Source organism: Roseospira visakhapatnamensis, assembly GCF_014197915.1.
GTDB lineage: Bacteria > Pseudomonadota > Alphaproteobacteria > Rhodospirillales > Rhodospirillaceae > Rhodospira > Rhodospira visakhapatnamensis.
In genome coordinates this window covers 1-17,115 of record NZ_JACIGK010000035.1, presented here as the reverse complement: position 1 = coordinate 17,115, position 17,115 = coordinate 1, and the positions used below count along the sequence as shown (strand labels likewise).

Below are 17,115 nucleotides of genomic sequence, written 5' to 3'. Positions count from 1 at the left end.
AAAGGTCGGCAAAATCAGCGTGGTTGCGTGAGAACCTGACCTCATGGCCCGGCCAGGCTCTCACGCAACCGGGTCCAGCGCCGCCGTCCCGAGGCGTTGCGGACCGCGATGGCGACCGCCTTGCGCTGGCCGACCAACACGACCAGCTTTCGCCCCCGGGTGACGCCAGTGTAGAGAAGGTTCCGCTGAAGCATGGCGTAATGCTGGGTCATCACCGGAATGATGACAGCGGGGTATTCCGACCCCTGTGCCTTGTGGATCGTCGCGGCGTAGGCCAGCACCAGGGCGTCCAGATCGCCCAGGCCGTAGACGACGCTGCGGGCATCGAACCGGACCGCCAACTCGCCCGCATCGGCGTCGACGGTTTCGATGAAGCCAATGTCGCCGTTGTACACCTCGCGGTCGTAGTCATTCTCGATCTGCATGACCTTGTCGCCGGGTGCGAAGGTCCAGCCGAACTTCTCGACGCGGGCCGGCGGGTCGGGGTTCAGGGCCGCTTGCAGATCGATGTTCAGCGAGCGTGCCCCCATACCGCCCCGGTTCATGGGGCACAGGACCTGAACACCCCGGATGGGATCGAGGCCGAAGCGGGCAGGGATGCGCGCCCGCACCAGCTCGACGATGCGCGCCAGGGCGGTCTCCGGGTCGTCGGCCGGGACGAAGTAGAAATCGCTCTCGCCTTCGGGTCTCGTCAGGTCGGGGATGTGGCCCTCGTTGATCCGGTGCGCCGTCGTGATGATGCGGCTTTGCGCGGCCTGGCGGAACACCTCGGTCAACCGCACCACGGGAACCGCCCCGGAGGCGATGATGTCGGCGAGCACCTGCCCCGGTCCCACCGACGGCAACTGGTCGATGTCGCCCACGATCAGGACGGCCGCCGTGTCCGGCACGGCGCGCAGCAGCGCGTGCATCAACAACACGTCGACCATCGAGGTCTCGTCGATGACCAGCAGGTCGCAGTCGAGCGCATCATCCGCGCCGCGCTTGAAGCCGCCCGTCTTCGGGTCGACCTCGAGGACGCGGTGAATGGTCCGCGCCTCGTATCCGGTCGCCTCGCTCATGCGCTTGGCGGCCCGTCCGGTCGGCGCGCACAGCATCAGGCGTGTGCCCTTGGCGGCGAGAATGCGCAGGATGGCGTTGAGGATGGTCGTCTTGCCCACACCGGGGCCGCCGGTGATGACCACCACCCGGGACACAAGAGCCAGACGCACGGCGGCCTTCTGGCTATCGGCGAGATCCAGTCCGATCTTTCCCTCGATCCAGGGGATGGCCTTGTCCGGATCGATCCACGGCCAGGGTAGCGGGCCGTCGCGCAAGACCCTCAGGCGTTCAGCGATCCCCTGCTCGGCGCGGTACAGGCCGGCCAGGAACACGCACCGGGTCTCACCCAGCGTGATCTCGATGACGGCGCCCTCGGCCAGTTCGTCGCCGAGCGCGGTCTCGACGAGCGACGGTTCGACCTCGAGCAGGGTCCGGGCCAGCGGAACCAGTTCGGCCACCGGGAGGCCGCAATGGCCCTCGTCCATGGCCTCGGTGAGCGCATAGCCGATGCCAGCCCGCACCCGGATCATGGCGGTGGGCTCGACGCCCAGGCGCATGGCGATCTGATCGGCGGTCTTGAACCCGATGCCACGAATGTCCCGCGCCAGCCTGTACGGGTTTTCACTCATGACCTGGACGGCGTCGGCGCCATAGGTCTTGAAGATGCGCACCGCCCGGGCCGTCCCGACGCCATGGCTGTGCAGGAACACCATGATCTCGCGCACGACCTTCTGCTCGGCCCACGCGTCGACGATCCGCCGGGCGCGGATCGATCCGATGCCGTCAACCTCACGCAAGCGGTCCGGCTCGGTCTCGATGATGTCGAACACCCGGTCCCGGAAAGCACGGACCAGCTTCTTGGCGTAGACCGGCCCGATGCCCCGGATCATGCCGGAGCCGAGGTATTTCTCGATACCCTCGACCGAGGTGGGCGCCGAGGTTTTCAGGAACCGGGCCTTGAACTGCAAACCATGGGTCCGGTCGTTGACCCATTCCCCGCTGGCGGTCACCCACTCGCCAGCGGAGATGGTGGCGGCGTGGCCGACCACCGTCACCAGGTCGCGGTGCCCCCGTGCCTTCAAGCGCAGCACGCAGAAGCCGTTCTCGGCATTGTGGAAGGTGACCCGCTCGATCAGGCCGGCCAGCACCTCCCGCTCGGACTGATCCGGTGGCCTGTTCACCGGCCGATCCGTGGTGTTTCGGCGATCTCGTCGGCCTCGCCGGTCTCACCATGGACTTCCTCGCGGATGAGCCGGTCCGTGATCTCGGCGAGATAGCTCGAAAGGACCCTGTTCAGTTCCTGGAACTCGGGCCACAGCACGCCGTCGATGAAACTGGGCGGCCCCTTGACCAACACGGTCTGACGATGCATGCGGCGATACCGGAACGGCTTCAGGCCATAGCGCCGGCACAGCGCGACGAACAGGTGCCGGGCCCAGGGGTCCTGCAGGCTGAACTTGAACTCCTCGGGCCGCTCGGACTCGACGGCCTCGCGCAGACGGGCGCGCAATCGGTCGGCCGCTGCCCCGGCGGCTGCCTTCTCGCCGGGCGTCGCCGCGCCGGCAAACAAGGCCTCGATCTTGCGCAGCTTATCGCGAAGGTCCTGGTCCGCGGTCATCGCGCTCGCTCCGCCCTTCCGATGCACGGGGATAGCATGGTTGTACGGCACCGAAAGACTTGTGGAGCGTGCCTTGCCCGGCATATCGCGGCAAGGGAAACAGAACAACGAGCACCGTTACGGCAGGCTACCTGTTCGAAGTCCATATGGGGTATCGGCTTCGCCTCGGCCGCTGGACCGCTAGGCGAGTACCTGAACGCAAGGGGCGAGGCTCCGCAATTCCATCCATAACCGGCCCGGGGAACGGTTCGGCGCAACTGGACAAAAGTCATATTCTAAATCAGAGGCGCATGGTCGAACGGACGTCCGCCGGCTATCCCGTGTCCAGGCGTCGTTTCCAGTCTTCAAGATCGGTCCGCCGCCAATAACGGCGTCGGGCGATGACGACGGGTTGAGGAAATTCGAGATCAGGGCGGCGCAGCCAGCGCCACAGGGTCATGTCGCTGATGCCGCCGAGTTCCGCGCGAACAATGCGGGCAGGGATCAGCATGGTGCTTTCTGGCGAAGAGGCCGGGGTGTTTTGCATGGGACTTTCCCCGTTGGCGGGTTCAAGTGCTGACCCGACCGATCATGAAAGACCCTGCGAGGAAATGGCATTCCCCCTTCGTACGCCGTAGCCTCTCTATTCTGCGCCGATGCCCCCAGCCGGGGTGCCATCATCTGCTGCATCGCTGATTGGACCGACTGTCCGCCAACGGCGGACCCGATCAGGCAGGCTCCCGCGCAAACACCGTTACCCAGGCGTTACCCAGCCCGGTTCTCGACATGACAAAGGGGTTGCAGGAAATCCCGCAACCCCTTGATCTAATTGGTGGGCGCACAAGGACTCGAACCTTGGACCCGCTGATTAAGAGGACTTTGCTTTTGCTGCCGTTTCAAGACGCCCGTTTGGCAAAGCCCCCGACTTTGGCCGTCTCAAATCAAAGGGTTACGGGAATTCTGGAAATGCCAGGACGGCCGCTTCCCGTCCGATCGGAGACGGATTCCAGTGGCCGCCGGCGACGTGCTTGCGTCTGGTCGCGGGGGTGTGCGGAATGGGTCGCATGTGAGCTCGGCCGAGGACGTGAACGCCGGCATCGAGCGCGTGGTGGGCGGTATAGGGAACGTCCATGCGTGGTCGACCGCGCGCGTAAGGGGCGGCCCCAATCTTTGCCCATCGGAAAAGAGTAACATTAGCAATCAAGAGATCAGATTAGGGATAGTGCGTTGAAACGAAGCGGTTTTTCGGATCGGGCCGAAGAGTAACAATTGAGGAATGGAAAGGTAATGTCATTACTGTTTTAAAGGGTCACATGCGCCCGCCAAAAAATCGTGTATAGTCAGGGTATTCTGAAAACATTACTCTTTTTGTTACCCGACATAACCCGGCGGCAGTAATATTTTTATTGCGGTAAATCAGAGGGTTAGCGGGCAAAATCCCGCCATATGACCAAGGTTACTCTTTTCCGGGGGCACCCCAAAGATTGGGGGCGAAGACGGGGTCCCGCCCCGAGGCCGAACCGTGCAGAGAATTGCAGAAATCGGCCGCTGCCACCCTACCACGAAACGCCCAAGGCTTGCGCGGCTTCCGGCCATCTCGGCGGTGCAAAGATCCGCGGCCGTTTTTGTGTCGTCCGCTCCCCCCCGCGCACGACAGACAGGCGAGTGGCCGCGGTGGCGCGGCGCCAGAGGCAGGCGGATGGAGCGGCGGGGGCCGGGGCCGCGGCCGGCCCCGCTTCCGTTTGACGGCGATACGCTCTTAGCGTATCATGTCCGCCCATGACCTCCGGACGTACCATCACCTTCGACCCGGCCAAGGAGACGGCCAATCAGGACAAGCACGGCGTCTCCCTGTCCCTTCTGGGGGCCGTTCTGGAGGGCGAGACGGTGACGCGCGAGGATACCCGGCGCGACTATGGCGAGGCCCGGTTCGCCACCTACGGCTATGTCGAGGACCGCCTGTATGTCGCGGTGTGGACCCGGCGCGGAGACATCCTCCGGTCCATCAGCGTCCGGAAGGCCAATGCCAGGGAGCAAGAGCGGTATGGCTGACGATCTGCCCGATGATTGGGACGACAACCCCGAATGGGACGAGACCAACTCCGCGCCGCTTTCCCCGGCCGGCATGCTGTCGGTCGCGCGCGCCAAGCTGGGCCTCACCCAACAGGCGGCGGCGGACCTGCTCGGCATCTCCGTCGCCACCCTGCGGAACTGGGAACAGAAGCGCACGGCCCCGGAAGGCCCGGGGCGCGCGTTGATCCGCTTGTTGTACGACCACCCAGAGGAAATCCGGGACTGGCTGTCGGCGGCATAGGCGGAGCGTTCTTGATTTCGTTGCGCGCGTGAGGCAACAAAAAAATGGCTGCCTCGGGTCAGCCTAGTCAGGCATTAAGCTAAGTATTTTATCTGCTAAGGCAGAGATATCTTTCGATATTTTGCCCCTGAGAGTGGAATTAAATCTGTAAGGCTGGAAATCAAGATATTGTATTTTTTCAAGTTCGATTCGGAGATTGTCATTTTGGGCACCATTTCCGCTTTTTGTCCGAATTGGCAGAAATTTTATTGGAATAATCCTTTTTCTTTCTTCTGGTGTACGATAGTTTGATAGCCATATGTTGAGTTCTTCCCTGCAGGCGGGGCGAGTAAAATAGAAGGGCGTAACAACAGGAATAAAAACAACAGAACTATCGATTGCTTCTCTTAGGACAGATCGCCAATCGTCGCCCATATCAATGTCATCTGTGTCCTGAAATACTTGAAGGTCTTCATCGCCCGACCTGACCCTAACTTCTACTTCAAGTTTACTCCTAATCTTGGAGAGCAAGCCGTCCACAGCTTGGTCGTCATGTCTCGAATATGAAAAAAAAGCAACTGTGTTCATGTTTGCCCCCTCAGCTCGCGGGTCTTTGCTTCAATTTCAATAACCTTTTTTCGCGAAAACAAATAATAATGACGTCCTCCTTCAATTTTTTTTCGTGGATTTGGATACCTTTGGTCTTTTATGTAATTGCGTATAGTTTGTGGCGTTACTCCAAGAGCTTTTGCTGCTCCTTTAGTAGTAAGGTATTCGCCTTCCCAATACTTCACTTCGCCATCGTTTTCGGGCCAAATAATAGCCATGCGTGCGTCTCCGGAAAAAGTGATCACGATTTTTCGTTGGTATCATAGAGGCAATGGATATCATAGATGCTGCACAGGCTTTAATAGCCTGCGGCGAAAAAACATTAAAATAACAATACATTGCATCGGAATGGACCGATGGGAATCTGGAGTTTTTGCCCTTGCCCATGCGCTGAACACCGTCCCGCTTGACCCGACTCGGGGTGGGGCGTAGGGTTTTTGGCGGAGCTTCAAACACTCCATTGACCACAAGCGGACTCCGGCCCGAAGACCGAATCAGCCATGCAAAGACATCTCCGGGGGCCGCACGTGCATGTCCAGGGCGCGAGCCTAAAGGCGTGCGGGGCCGACTTGTGGCGGTTGTTTGAACCCCCGGAGGGCGCGGCGCTTCAAACCGCCGTGTGCTCCGGTCATCGCGACCACAAGGAGCAACGCCATGGCTCAGACCGGCGCACAGGCGGAGTCCGTCCGCCCGCAACCCCTTCCTTCCCTTGAACTTCCGTTCATTCGCGAGATCCCCGACAAGGGCGTCTGGTCCTGTTGGCATGTGGAGCCGACCGGCGACTACCGGATGGACTGCGAACTCGGCCGCGCCCTGGCATGGCGCACCGTGGAGTACCTGCGCCGGCATGCCTCGCGTGAGGGCACCCTCAGTCAGGTCCTGGCGGATATGATTGCGGCCGGGCGGGCCGACGGTGTGGAGATCGGCTTCGCCCAGGGCCTCGCCGAGGCCATCACGGGCCGCACGCCGGGCGGCGCGTCATGAGTGAGATCGTCGCGTTCGACTTCGAAACCCTACCGGTCCGCATGGCGGAGCGACAGGGGGAGCCCTGGTTCGTGCTGGCTGACGTCTGCCGGGTGCTGGGTATCGCGAACTCGCGCGATGCCGCCGCGCGGCTTGATGACGATGAAAAGGGTGTCGTTACTACCGACACCCTTGGCGGACCCCAGGACATGACCCTGGTCAACGAGTCAGGCCTGTACAGCCTCACGTTCACCAGCCGAAAACCGGTGGCGAAGCGGTTCAAGAAGTGGGTCACAGCCGACGTGTTGCCCACCATCCGCAAGACGGGCGGGTATGGGGCCGCGACGGGCGGCGATCTGCGCGTGCCGGTCCAGGCGGCGCGGGTCATGCGGCAGTTGAAGCTGGAGACGAACCCGGCGCTGCGGCGGACGCACTATGCGTTCCTGGTGCGCTTGTGCGCGTCGTGGGGTGTCGAGGCGCCGCCCCTGGAGGAGATCGGGCGGGATGCTCCGCCCTTGCCCGACGTGGCGGCGCCGTTTTTCGCCGGGCTGGATCGGTTGACGGAGCTGGGCGTGCGGTGGAACCACGCCCGCCGCCCGGATCGGATCGCGGTGAACCTGAAGGAGGTCGCCGCCCACTTCGCGGCGCATGGGATCCCGGTGGTGATCGACACCCCGCTCCGAACGGCCCTGAAGGCGTGCCAGGACCCGCCGTTCCTCGGCCGCCTGACCGTCAACAGCGGCCTAACCGGGCGTTCTGTGCGGTGCTGGGTGTTTGGGGTGGGACGCATCGCCCTCTGACCTCGCCCCCCCCTGGACTCCTGCCCGCCCCCTGTGCATCCTATGCGCACAGTGGCCGGAAGCATTCGGCATTCGCATACCGCATCAGTGAGGGAAATCTATGGGAAAACTCCACCTCAACAGTTCTTTCATAATAAATTATAGTGTTCGCATAGTGCAAACGGAAGACTACCCATATGTCTTTGTAGAAATATTTACCGAAGCTCAATCATTGAGCTATAAAATTGTGACTGATGAGAATTTTAGTGATATTAACTATATATACCAAAGGCTTCAAAATGGCATATCATCTGCGGCAAACAACGTGAACGACAACCTCGAAATAGGAGAGTATTTAGAGCGAAATTATGTGTTCTTTACATATCCGGATGGCACGCAAGATAAGTATACTGCCTTTCGAATAGAATAATAGTGTCGTTTTTTGGGTAGATCGGGTTAAGGAATCCCAAACTCGTCAAACCCCACAACGTCCTGTCCCATCCATGTGTTGATCGCCGATTCGATCTCCATGGCGAGGGGGCGGAGTTCGAGGTACCAGAACACCGGGGCGGCCTTGGAGACGTCGCCGAAACCGCCGGCGTTCTGGGGCACGATGCCCAGCAGGTGCGGCGGCACGCGGTGCGCGGCGAGGACGTCGTCGCGGGTGACGGTCTTCATGTGCAGGAACTCGTCCTTGGCCGTCACCTCGGCGATCGGGATCAGCTTGAGGCCGTCCGGCTTGCCGTTGGGCGCGTACATCACGAGGTTTCGGAAGTTGCCGGGGCCTTTGCTGTTCTTCAGCGCCGTGCGTAGGGCGTCGATATCGGTCTGATCCTGGGCCGCGTCGGTCATGTAGAGGATGAACCCGGCGTGCGACCCGTTCACATAGTATTTGCGGCGGAACAGGGTCGCGGCCTCGTTGAGCAACGCCGACTGGAGGCAGCCTTCATAGGACGGGCGGCCGTAGATCTCCTGGGACAGGTCCGGCTGCTGCAGGTGCAGGACGTCGCCGGCGAGATCGTGTTCCCGGCCGTCGATCAGCATGAGCACGCGGCCGTCGCGGCGGACACGGGTGAACCGGCCGAGGGTTGGTTTCAACGCCATCGGCCGGCCCAGCACGGAATCGACGCGCTCGATCCAGGCATTGCCCAGCACGATCCGGTCTTGCAGGATCCGCGTCATGGCCGCGCGCGACAGCAGGGGCGAGGGTCGGTACAGGCTGGCCAGCATCTGGACCTTGAGGCCGACCGCGCTTTCATGGTGCGGGTTGGCCTTCAGGGCGCGCACCAACCCGTCGAAGGACAACGGCGGCTCGTAATACGACCCGTTCCAGGCGGACTCGAAGTAACCCAGGATCTCGCGCTGATCCAACACCGGCTCGGGATCGCCGAAAGTGAAGACCTCGACGTGGGGCTCGGCCGGGGCGGCCGTCTCGGGGGCGGTTTCGGTCATCAACAGAACTCCACAAAGCCGCGCCGGCCGGCCGGATGGCCGCCGCCGGTGTCTTCGAAGTCGCGGAACTCGACCCGGTCGAGGGCGTGCATGATCGCCCAGGCCACGTCCGCATGCCCGGTGGTGTCGGAGCGCGACGCCTGGAACGTCATCTGCCGCCCGGTGGGCGTCATGGTCTGGCGGATGGCCAGGAAGGCGAGCGGAATGTCGGTCTGCCCGGCGTCCCATTCGACCCGGCGGCGGCTGATCAGGTGCTTGGCCTTCAGCACCATGCGGGCCTTGGTCTCGACCGAATAGGTGATGGCCACGGCGGCGGGCCAGAAGCCGCGCACCATCTCGAACACGCCGGCACCAATGCCGGAGACGTCGACGGCGACGCGCTCCACCCGGTAGCGCGTGGTCAACTGGCGGATCGCCTCGGCCTGGGCGTGGAAGTCCACCCCGCTGAACGTCAGGCGTTCGATCACGCGATAGGCCCCGCCCTCGGTCTTGGGCGGCGCGATCACCGCGACCGACGCATCATCGCGGCTGCGCGACGGGTCATAGCCGATCCACACCGGGCCGAGGTTATGGCGGTTGTCGCCCTCCGGCACGTCCGGCCATGCGTCCCAGGCATCGACCGAACACTTCTGCAGCTCGGCGAAGGTGAAGAACGACGCCGCGTCGTCGACCCACTGGCACAGGAACAGGTTGGCGAAATCGCGCTCGTTGTAGGCCCGCCGCAGGTCCTCCAGGTCGAACAGGTCGCAACCCTGCGCGGCCGCGTCCTCGATCGTGACCATGTGCCGCCACACGCCGTCCGGCCCAACGGCGCCGTGCTTCAGCACCTCGTGCGCCAGCACGAACGCGGCCTGATCCTCGCGCGGGCGGTCGCGGTTGAACTCCCGCCCGTCCCAGAAGGCGGCCGCGTCATGGCCGATGGTCGACGGCGTCGAGAAGTAAGTCAGGCGCCACTTCTTGTGGGTCGCCATCCCCGAGGCGACCTTCTTGAACGCGGCCAGCTTGCCGATCCAGGCGTATTCGTCGAGGTAGACGTGGCCGTGGTAGCTCTGGGCGGTCTTCGTATTTGTGCCCAGGAAGTACAGTTCCGCGCCGTTGCCGAGCTTGATGGGGGAGCCCTGCAGCTCCACCCCGGTGACGTCCTTGATCCAGGCGACGATGTAGCTCTTGAACACATGCGCCTGGGCCTTGGAGGCGGACAGGAAGATCTGGTTGTCGCCGGTCTCCAGGGCGTCGAGCGCGGCCTCGCGGGCGAAGTACCATGTGGCGCCGATCTGGCGGGACTTCAGGATGTTGCGCCGCTTGTGTTCGGCCTTCGCCTGCCACCAGGTCTTTTGGTACGCGAACAGGGGAGCGTGGAAGTCCGCGCGCAACGCGGCGACCTGATCCTCGGTCAGGGTGTTCTTGGCGACCTTCGCCTTGCGGCGGCCCTCGGCGCGGTTCTGGATGGCGGGGTTGAGGTCGGACTCGCGGCCCGTGGTCTCGTACTTCTGCACCCGCGCGGTGCGTTCGATCAGGCGGCCGAGGCGCTCCATCTCGTCCAGCTCGCGCTCGGACTTGTCCGGCGTGGCGATCAGGACGGCGAGCCGGCGTTCGGCCGCGTCCTCGATCCGGGCCGCGCGCGGGGCCTCGTCCCATTTGTCGCGGCGCTTCCAGCTATCCACGGTGCCATAGGGGATTGCCAGCCGCCGGGCTATGTCGGCGACGGCGTGGCCCTGCCAGTACAGGGCGCGGGCGTCGGTGCGCGATGTGGTGTCGGTCGTCATGGCGCCCATGGGGCCGCGCCGATCCGCGCAACGCACGCCTGCGCGGGTTGGAATGCCCGCATTCCAACCGCGAGGCCCTGGTCTCCGCCCAATCCCTCCGCGCACGCTGCCCGAAAGCGAACCCGTCCAATGAACGGAGAGAGCGCGTGCGCACCAAGTGGTTCCGGGTCTGCCAGTCGGGCAAGACCATCGACGGGCGGGAGATCACCCCCCAGCAGATCGACGAGATGGCGGAGACCTACAACCCGCGCACCTACGGCGCCCGGGTGTTCGTCGAACACTTCCGCTCCATCCTGCCGGACTCGCCCCTGTCGGCGCTGGGCGACGTCCTGGCCCTGCGGGCGGAGACCGATTCCGAAACGGGGGCGCGCGTGCTGCTGGCCCAGGTCGACGCCACCGACCGCCTCATCAAACTCGCCCAGAACCGGGACAAGGTCTACTGGTCGATCGAGATGATGCCGAACATGGCCGGCACCGGCAAAGCCTACATGCATGGCCTGTCCGTCACCGACACCCCGGCCTCGCTCGGGACCGAGCTCATCAAACTGAGTGCCGGCGCCGGCACCCTGCCGGAGGCGATGCGCGACCACCTGTTCAGCGAGGCCGTGGAACACGTCGGCCCGCTGGCCGAGGACACCCCGGACACCGGCTTCGTCGAGCGCATCCGCCAGCACCTCAGCGGCGAGAGCCGCAAGACCGACGCCCGCCTGACCGGCCTGGAATCGGCGGCCGTCGAGATGGCAGGCGCCCTAGGGTCCCTCCGCGCCGACCTGCACACCCTTCTGTCCAGCTCCCCCGGCTCCTCCGGTTCGCCGGCTCCGGCTGCCGTTCCCCCCACGCAGCCGCCGGCGACGGCGGCGGGCGCGTCCTCGGCCCCCGCTCCGGGTCAGACGTCGCCCGCCGCCCCCACTCGTGACGATGCCCCGGTCGCGGCCCTGGGCGCGCGCTTCGACCAGCTCCTTGAAACCCTCAGCCACATCCCCGCCACCGCCGGCCGGCCCCTGTCGGCCGGCGGCACCTCCACCGCTTCCCTCAAGACGGACTGTTAGGTATGCGCAACGACACCCGCGGCGTCTTCAACGCCTACTGCGCGGACCTCGCGCGCCTCAATGGGATCCCGGACGCGACCCAGAAGTTCGCGGTGGCCCCCACCGTCGAACAGACCCTGGAGAACCGGATCCAGCAGTCGGCCGAGTTCCTCCAGCGCGTCAACGTGACCGGGGTCGCCCAGCCGTCCGGGCAGGTCCTCGGCCTCGGCACCACCGGTCCCATCGCCGGGCGCACCGACACCAAGAGCACCCAACGCCAGCCCCGCGATATCCACGGCCTGGGGCGGCGCGACTATCAGACCGTCCAGACCAACTTCGACAGCTTCGTTCGCTACGAGACCCTGGACGCCTGGGCCAAGTTCCCGGATTTCCAGACCCGGGTGCGCAACAAGGTGGTGGAACAGATCGCCCGCGATCGCCTGACCATCGGCTGGAACGGAACCCATGCTGCCGCCAACACGGACCCGGTCGCCAACAAGTTGCTGCAGGACGTCAACGTGGGCTGGCTGGAATATCTGCGCACGGCCGATCCGGGGCGCGTGTTCGCCGGGCCGAAGGTGGGCGAGCAGGCGGGGGCCGACTACAAGACCCTCGATGGCCTGATCTTCGACGCCGTCAACACCTACCTTGAGGACTGGTACAAGGACGATCCGAACATCATCGCCATCTGCGGGCGCTCCCTGTACAGCGAACGCATGCTCGGCCTGATCGAGGTCCACAGCGGCACGCCCACGGAAGCCGAGGCCCTGAAGACCCTTCAGGCGCACCGTGCCGTCGGTGGCAAGACCGCCCAGTTCGTGCCGTTCTTCCCCACCGTTTCGATCCTGCTGGCCAATCCGAAGAACCTGTCCATCTACTGGCAGACGGATACCCGGCGCCGCCAGATCGAAGACCAGCCGTCCTGGGACCGCATCGTCGACTTCCAGTCCGTCAACGAAGGCTACGTGATCGAGGACACGGGCGCCTGTTGCCTGATCGAGGGCATCCAGGTGCCCGACGGCGCCGGCGGGTGGGCGTGATGGCGACCCCGGCCCAGATCGCGCGCGCCCGGTCGCTCGCCCGCATGGATGCCGCGCGCGCGGCGGACGCGTCTGTCGCGCCCACGGGGACGTCCGGCCTGGACGTCATGCTGCGCCGTCTCAAGGCGGACCTCGATCGCATCCGCGCCGTCAAGTCCATGGCGACCCGGGGCGAGATGAAGGCCGAGCTGCTGCCCGGCTACATGCCCTATGTGGACGGCGTGATCGACGCCGACAGCGGCCGCCAGGACGCGATCGTGGTGCAGATGATGATCTGGGCGCGCGACGCGCAATCCTGGCCGGTGGTGCTGCGCATCGCGGGCTATGTGGTCCGCCACGGGTTGGCCATGCCGGACGGCTTCGACCGCGACGCCGCGACGTGGCTGGTCGAGGAGCTGGCCAACGCTGCCGCCGATGATCCGGCCGTGTTGCCGCATCTCGACACGGCGCTGACCCTGACCGCCGATCACGACATGCACGACCCGGTGCGCGCCAAGGCGCTCAAGGTGCTCGGTCTCGCCGTCGAGGACACTGACCCGGCCCTCGCCCTGGATCGGCTGGAGCGGGCCTATGCCCTCGACCGGGGGGCGGGGGTCAAGAAAGCCCTCGACCGTCTGCGCAAAACCCTGTCCGTCCCCGATCCCGATCCGGGATCGGCGGACACCGCATAGCGCGCGGGGGATCCGGGTTCCTCCCTCGCACGCTTAGGGGCCGAAGCGGAGCGTATCTCCTCCTTCGCTTCGGCCCCGGTCCCCTCACGCGGGAGCACGCTGCATGGTCTCCGTCATTCCGCACTCCGCCGTCCCGGCCGATCCGGTGATCATCGCCGTAGATCCGGACGGCTGGTATCCGGCCGTCGACGTGACCGCCTTGCGGGTTCGCACCGGCCTGGACGGCACCTGGACCGACGCGCGCCTGACCCCGGTGGTGCGCGAGGAAGCCGACGCCATCGCCGGCGTGCTCGCCGAGTGGCGGGCCGAGCGCGAGGCCAAAGGCGCGGCGTCCCTGACCGAGGTCGACCCGCACCGGAGCATCGAGGGCACCCCGCTGGCCGTCTGGCGTTGGCAAGCCGCCCTCGACGGGCGGGTGCGGGCCGCCGTCATTCGCGCCACCCGGGACTTCCACGCCACCGGCGACGGTCACGACCGCGCCGACGCGCTCGAGCCGACCGCCGACGACTGGCTCGGCCGGGCGCACGAAGCCCTGTCGCGCCTGATGGGCCGGCCCCGCACCGTGGTGGAGCTGATCTGATGGCCTCTTCCCCGACCCCAACCGCCTTGGGCCTGACCCGCGCCCGTCCCGGCGACACCGTCGACGCCATCGCGTGGCGCACCTACCACGACAGCGCCATGACGGAGGTCATCCTGGACGCCCCGGCCAACCGGGGCCTCGCCGCCCTCGGTCTGATCCTGCCGGCCGGAACGCCCGTCGCCCTGCCGCCGCGCACGGCGCCCGATCCCACGCCCACGCACACACTCTGGTGAGACCATGACGCCGCCCCCGAACACCGCGCCCGACTGCGACGCCGACCGCTGCCCCTATGCCGACGACCTCGTCGACCGCATCGCGGCCAACGTCGGCCGCCACGCCGCCCGCGAGTTCTTCGCGATGCTCGGGGTGGACGTCCGACAGCCGGCCGAGGTCGAAGAGTTCCGCCGCGACCTGCGCTTTGCCGGCTTCCTGCGTCGCCACACCGACAAGGCCATCGGGGGCGTCATCACCGCGATTGCCCTGGGCGCGCTCGCTCTCCTGTGGGGCGGGGCGCAACTCGTTATGGGAGGTCCCAAGCCATGACCGATCGTCCGTTCTCCGTGCCTCGGGGGATCCGCAACCACAACCCCGGCAACATCGAACGGGGTGCCCCCTGGCAGGGGCTGGCCGACCCGGCCGACATGACGGCCGAACAGCGCGCCGAGCCCCGGTTCTGTGTGTTCGCCGCCCCCAAGTGGGGCATCCGCGCCCTGGCCCGCGTCCTGATCACCTACCAGGACAAACACGGCCTGCGCACCGTGCGCGGCATGATCAGCCGATGGGCGCCGAAGGCGGACCAGAACAACACCGAGGCCTATATCCGCATGGTCGCCGACCGCCTCGGCGTGGCGCACGACACGGCGATCGACGTCCACACCTACGACGTCGCGCGCGCCCTGGTCGAGGCCATCATAAGCCACGAGAACGGGATGCAGCCCTATGACCGCGCCATGATCGACACGGGCCTTGCCCTGGCCGGGATCGAGCCGCCGGTGCTGATCACCGACCGGCCGGCGCCGGCGCTCCCGACCAAGCCGGCGCCGCGCCCGCTGCGCCAGACCAGCACGGGCAAGACGGGCGCGGCGGGCCTTCTCGCCGTCGGCGGCACGGTGCTGACCGTGGCGGCCGAGAACGCGGACGCGGTGTTGGACGCGGCGACCAACCCGGCCGTGCGCGCCCTGATCACCGCCGCCCCGTGGGTTGGCGGGGCTCTGGCCGGTCTGGCCGTGCTGGCCATCCTGCTGTTGCTCGCCCGCAAGCACCGTCTGGAGACGGCTTGATGGGCCCGGTTCTGCGCGCGCTGTTGGGGCGCCTGGGTCGCATGGCCCTCGCGGCCGGGGCGGCCGTCATGGCGTTTATGTGGATCCGGGGCGACGCCGCCCGGGATGCCAACCGTACCGCACACGTCCGCTTGATGGAGAAGACCGCCGATGCGCAAGGCCGCATGCTGGACGCGGCGGGCGATCGCCCTCGCGACCGCGACACTCTGGCTCGCCGCCTGCGCGACGGCCGGTTCTGAGCCCGCCGTGGTCTGCCCGCCCTTGATGGCTTACGACCACGCGACCCTGGCCGCCGCCGCCGAGGCTGTCGAGGCGCTGCCGGCGGACTCACCCCTGATCCCCCTGTTGGCCGATTACGCCCAGGTGCGCGCCCAGATCCGCGCCTGCCATGGGACCGCGCCATGAGAACGCTCACCGACCTGCGGGCCGATCTGCTGGCCGGCCCGTTCCGGATCACGCCCGACCGGCTGTTGACCGTGGCCGAGTCCGGCACCGTCCGGGCGGCGCGCGGGCCGCGCAACGGCCACCTCGAACTGGCCTACAAAGCCGTCGTGATCGTCACGGACTGGACCGGCGATCCGCGCACCCTGTTGTGGTGGGTCACGGACTGGATCCAGCGCCACGCCCCGGCGGCCGAGCCCGACGCGGTGTCGTTCGTCTCGGACATCCTCGATCATGAGCGCGCGGACCTCGAGCTGCGCATCGATCTGACGGAGACGGTGCGCGCGGTCGCGACCCCGGACGGGGTGGCGATCGACCGCGAGCCCGATCCCGACGCCCAGGCCCTCGACATGACCGCGCTGTTCCCGGGGCTCACTCATGGCGGAGCTTGAGGGATCGGCGCCTCTCGACGCCTGGATGGACCGGGCCGTGCGCGCACTCGAGGCCGGCGCCTTGCGGGGTGTCGTGCGCGACATCGCCCGCACGGTGCGCCGGCGCACTCAGGCGCGCATGGCCGCCCAGGTCGCCCCGGACGGCACGCCCTGGGAGCCCCGCAAAGCCCAGGACCAAACGAAAGGCGGCACCGTCCGCAAGCGGGCCGCCATGATGCGCGGGCTTCGCCGGGCGCGCCGCCTGCGCATCCAGGCCGCCGGCGATCGCGTGGCGATCGGCTGGCGTGGCCGTGACGGGCGCATCGCCGCGCTGCACCACCACGGCGGCCGCGACCGCGTGGTCGAGGACCGCCCCCGCACCGCTGATTATCCCGCCCGCCCACTGCTGGGTTGGACACCTGAGGACGTGGCGGCCGTGCGGCGTGCGCTGCTTCAACACCTGCGAACCTGACCCTCTTCGGCCCCGCCTTTCGGTCGGGCCTTTCGGTTGGAATGCCCGCATTCCAACCGGAGGGCCGTCGCGGGGCCGGTCTGGGGGCGGCATCGTGGCGCCATGGGCCGCGATCACGACATCGACACCGCCGATCTGCACCGCCGCGCCGGCAACATGCTGCGCGTCGGCACCATCGCCGCCGTGGATCACGACCGGGCGCGGGTGCGCGTGGCCGTGGCGGGTCGGACGTCCGCATGGCTGCCCTGGCCGGCCGACGTGGGACGCAACTTCGTAAGCTGGCGCCCGCTGCGCCCCGGGCAACAGGTGCTGGTCGCCGCCCCGTCCGGTGATCCCGCCAACGCGGTCATCGTCCAGACGCTTTACTCCGGCGCCCTGCCGGCCCCCGACACCGACCCCGAGGCCGACGTCATCCGCTTCGATGACGGCACCACGATCACCTATCGCTCCGACGATCACACGCTGACCATCGACACCACCCGCGCCTTGGTCCTGCGCGCCGCCGAGACCCTCCGGATCGAGGCCCCGCATGTCGAGATCACGGGCCAGAGCTTGACCCACAACGGCGTCAACGTCGGTGCCGATCACGTCCACACAGACGTCAAGCCGGGGCCGGCCAACACCGGCCCGCCGGCCGGCGCCTAGAGTAATCCGAGATCAAGTTGGGCCATAGCCGGAATGCCGCATATAGCTGCTGCACTCTGTTGGCATAACTTTGTCGAGCGCTTCTTT

The 17,115-nt window shown here is 66.2% G+C and carries 23 protein-coding genes; 16 read left to right on the top strand and 7 right to left on the bottom strand.

The window, feature by feature from the left end:
• Positions 1-41: 41 nt before the first annotated feature.
• From recD2 to GGD89_RS17250, 3 genes are all read right to left on the bottom strand, one after another.
• On the bottom strand, positions 42-2,222 hold the full coding sequence (gene recD2, locus GGD89_RS17260; RefSeq protein ID WP_343058638.1) for an SF1B family DNA helicase RecD2: 2,181 nt from the start codon (positions 2,220-2,222) through the stop codon (positions 42-44).
• Positions 2,219-2,659: a hypothetical protein gene (locus GGD89_RS17255; RefSeq protein WP_184047942.1), complete on the bottom strand. Its 441-nt coding sequence runs from the start codon at positions 2,657-2,659 to the stop codon at positions 2,219-2,221. The genes recD2 and GGD89_RS17255 overlap by 4 nt, the downstream gene beginning before the upstream one ends.
• Positions 2,660-2,972: 313 nt before the next feature.
• Positions 2,973-3,185 (bottom strand): helix-turn-helix transcriptional regulator, encoded by a 213-nt coding sequence (locus GGD89_RS17250; protein ID WP_221238535.1) that lies wholly within the window; start codon positions 3,183-3,185, stop codon positions 2,973-2,975.
• 1,232 nt (positions 3,186-4,417) lie between these two features.
• Here GGD89_RS17250 and GGD89_RS17245 point away from each other — a divergent pair.
• Together GGD89_RS17245 and GGD89_RS17240 are read left to right on the top strand one after the other, a co-directional pair.
• Positions 4,418-4,690 (top strand): BrnT family toxin, encoded by a 273-nt coding sequence (locus GGD89_RS17245; protein ID WP_184047939.1) that lies wholly within the window; start codon positions 4,418-4,420, stop codon positions 4,688-4,690.
• Positions 4,683-4,952 carry a helix-turn-helix domain-containing protein gene (locus tag GGD89_RS17240; RefSeq protein WP_184047936.1) on the top strand — a complete coding sequence of 90 codons (270 nt, stop codon included), beginning with the start codon at positions 4,683-4,685 and terminating at the stop codon, positions 4,950-4,952. Before GGD89_RS17245 ends, GGD89_RS17240 begins: the two co-directional genes overlap by 8 nt.
• 63 nt (positions 4,953-5,015) lie before the next feature.
• On the opposite strand, the gene GGD89_RS17235 is transcribed toward GGD89_RS17240, so the two are convergent.
• Together GGD89_RS17235 and GGD89_RS17230 are read right to left on the bottom strand one after the other, a co-directional pair.
• A complete protein-coding gene (locus GGD89_RS17235) occupies positions 5,016-5,519 on the bottom strand; it encodes a toll/interleukin-1 receptor domain-containing protein (RefSeq protein WP_184047933.1) in 504 nt (167 codons plus the stop codon).
• A complete protein-coding gene (locus GGD89_RS17230) occupies positions 5,516-5,758 on the bottom strand; it encodes a MerR family transcriptional regulator (RefSeq protein WP_184047931.1) in 243 nt (80 codons plus the stop codon). The genes GGD89_RS17235 and GGD89_RS17230 overlap by 4 nt, the downstream gene beginning before the upstream one ends.
• 436 nt (positions 5,759-6,194) lie before the next feature.
• Between GGD89_RS17230 and GGD89_RS17225 the strand changes: the two genes are divergently transcribed.
• Positions 6,195-6,524, top strand: coding sequence for a hypothetical protein (locus GGD89_RS17225; RefSeq protein ID WP_184047929.1), 330 nt, complete (start codon positions 6,195-6,197; stop codon positions 6,522-6,524).
• Positions 6,521-7,303, top strand: a complete 783-nt coding sequence (locus tag GGD89_RS17220; RefSeq protein ID WP_184047926.1) for a BRO-N domain-containing protein — start codon at positions 6,521-6,523, stop codon at positions 7,301-7,303. Before GGD89_RS17225 ends, GGD89_RS17220 begins: the two co-directional genes overlap by 4 nt.
• A 435-nt stretch (positions 7,304-7,738) precedes the next feature.
• On the opposite strand, the gene GGD89_RS17215 is transcribed toward GGD89_RS17220, so the two are convergent.
• Together GGD89_RS17215 and GGD89_RS17210 are read right to left on the bottom strand one after the other, a co-directional pair.
• The gene (locus GGD89_RS17215) at positions 7,739-8,734 is read right to left on the bottom strand and encodes a phage portal protein (RefSeq protein ID WP_184047923.1); all 996 of its coding nucleotides are present in this window, start codon (positions 8,732-8,734) and stop codon (positions 7,739-7,741) included.
• On the bottom strand, positions 8,734-10,509 hold the full coding sequence (locus GGD89_RS17210) for a terminase large subunit domain-containing protein (RefSeq protein ID WP_184047920.1): 1,776 nt from the start codon (positions 10,507-10,509) through the stop codon (positions 8,734-8,736). The genes GGD89_RS17215 and GGD89_RS17210 overlap by 1 nt, the downstream gene beginning before the upstream one ends.
• A 137-nt stretch (positions 10,510-10,646) precedes the next feature.
• Here GGD89_RS17210 and GGD89_RS17205 point away from each other — a divergent pair, with 137 nt between their 5' ends.
• The 12 genes from GGD89_RS17205 to GGD89_RS17150 all read left to right on the top strand — a co-directional run bounded on the left by GGD89_RS17205 (position 10,647) and on the right by GGD89_RS17150 (position 17,028).
• Entirely contained in the window at positions 10,647-11,549 is a 903-nt protein-coding gene (locus GGD89_RS17205) for a GPO family capsid scaffolding protein (RefSeq protein WP_184047917.1), read from the top strand.
• Positions 11,550-11,551: 2 nt separating this feature from the next.
• Complete coding sequence (locus GGD89_RS17200) at positions 11,552-12,568, top strand: phage major capsid protein, P2 family (protein ID WP_184047914.1); 1,017 nt, start codon at positions 11,552-11,554, stop codon at positions 12,566-12,568.
• Positions 12,568-13,239, top strand: a complete 672-nt coding sequence (gene gpM / locus GGD89_RS17195) for a phage terminase small subunit (protein ID WP_184047911.1) — start codon at positions 12,568-12,570, stop codon at positions 13,237-13,239. The genes GGD89_RS17200 and gpM overlap by 1 nt, the downstream gene beginning before the upstream one ends.
• A 103-nt stretch (positions 13,240-13,342) precedes the next feature.
• On the top strand, positions 13,343-13,819 hold the full coding sequence (locus GGD89_RS17190; RefSeq protein WP_184047908.1) for a head completion/stabilization protein: 477 nt from the start codon (positions 13,343-13,345) through the stop codon (positions 13,817-13,819).
• Positions 13,819-14,052, top strand: a complete 234-nt coding sequence (locus GGD89_RS17185; protein WP_184047905.1) for a tail protein X — start codon at positions 13,819-13,821, stop codon at positions 14,050-14,052. The genes GGD89_RS17190 and GGD89_RS17185 overlap by 1 nt, the downstream gene beginning before the upstream one ends.
• 4 nt (positions 14,053-14,056) lie before the next feature.
• Positions 14,057-14,362 carry a hypothetical protein gene (locus GGD89_RS20245; RefSeq protein ID WP_246423197.1) on the top strand — a complete coding sequence of 102 codons (306 nt, stop codon included), beginning with the start codon at positions 14,057-14,059 and terminating at the stop codon, positions 14,360-14,362.
• Complete coding sequence (locus tag GGD89_RS17175) at positions 14,359-15,099, top strand: structural protein P5 (protein ID WP_184047902.1); 741 nt, start codon at positions 14,359-14,361, stop codon at positions 15,097-15,099. Before GGD89_RS20245 ends, GGD89_RS17175 begins: the two co-directional genes overlap by 4 nt.
• A complete protein-coding gene (locus tag GGD89_RS17170; protein ID WP_184047983.1) occupies positions 15,099-15,338 on the top strand; it encodes a hypothetical protein in 240 nt (79 codons plus the stop codon). Before GGD89_RS17175 ends, GGD89_RS17170 begins: the two co-directional genes overlap by 1 nt.
• 7 nt (positions 15,339-15,345) lie before the next feature.
• The gene (locus GGD89_RS19795) at positions 15,346-15,504 is read left to right on the top strand and encodes a hypothetical protein (RefSeq protein WP_221238534.1); all 159 of its coding nucleotides are present in this window, start codon (positions 15,346-15,348) and stop codon (positions 15,502-15,504) included.
• Positions 15,501-15,932: a phage tail protein gene (locus GGD89_RS17160; RefSeq protein ID WP_184047896.1), complete on the top strand. Its 432-nt coding sequence runs from the start codon at positions 15,501-15,503 to the stop codon at positions 15,930-15,932. The genes GGD89_RS19795 and GGD89_RS17160 overlap by 4 nt, the downstream gene beginning before the upstream one ends.
• Positions 15,919-16,383: a phage virion morphogenesis protein gene (locus tag GGD89_RS17155; protein ID WP_184047893.1), complete on the top strand. Its 465-nt coding sequence runs from the start codon at positions 15,919-15,921 to the stop codon at positions 16,381-16,383. The genes GGD89_RS17160 and GGD89_RS17155 overlap by 14 nt, the downstream gene beginning before the upstream one ends.
• A 102-nt stretch (positions 16,384-16,485) precedes the next feature.
• Positions 16,486-17,028, top strand: coding sequence for a phage baseplate assembly protein V (locus GGD89_RS17150; protein ID WP_184047890.1), 543 nt, complete (start codon positions 16,486-16,488; stop codon positions 17,026-17,028).
• Positions 17,029-17,115 lie beyond the last annotated feature (87 nt).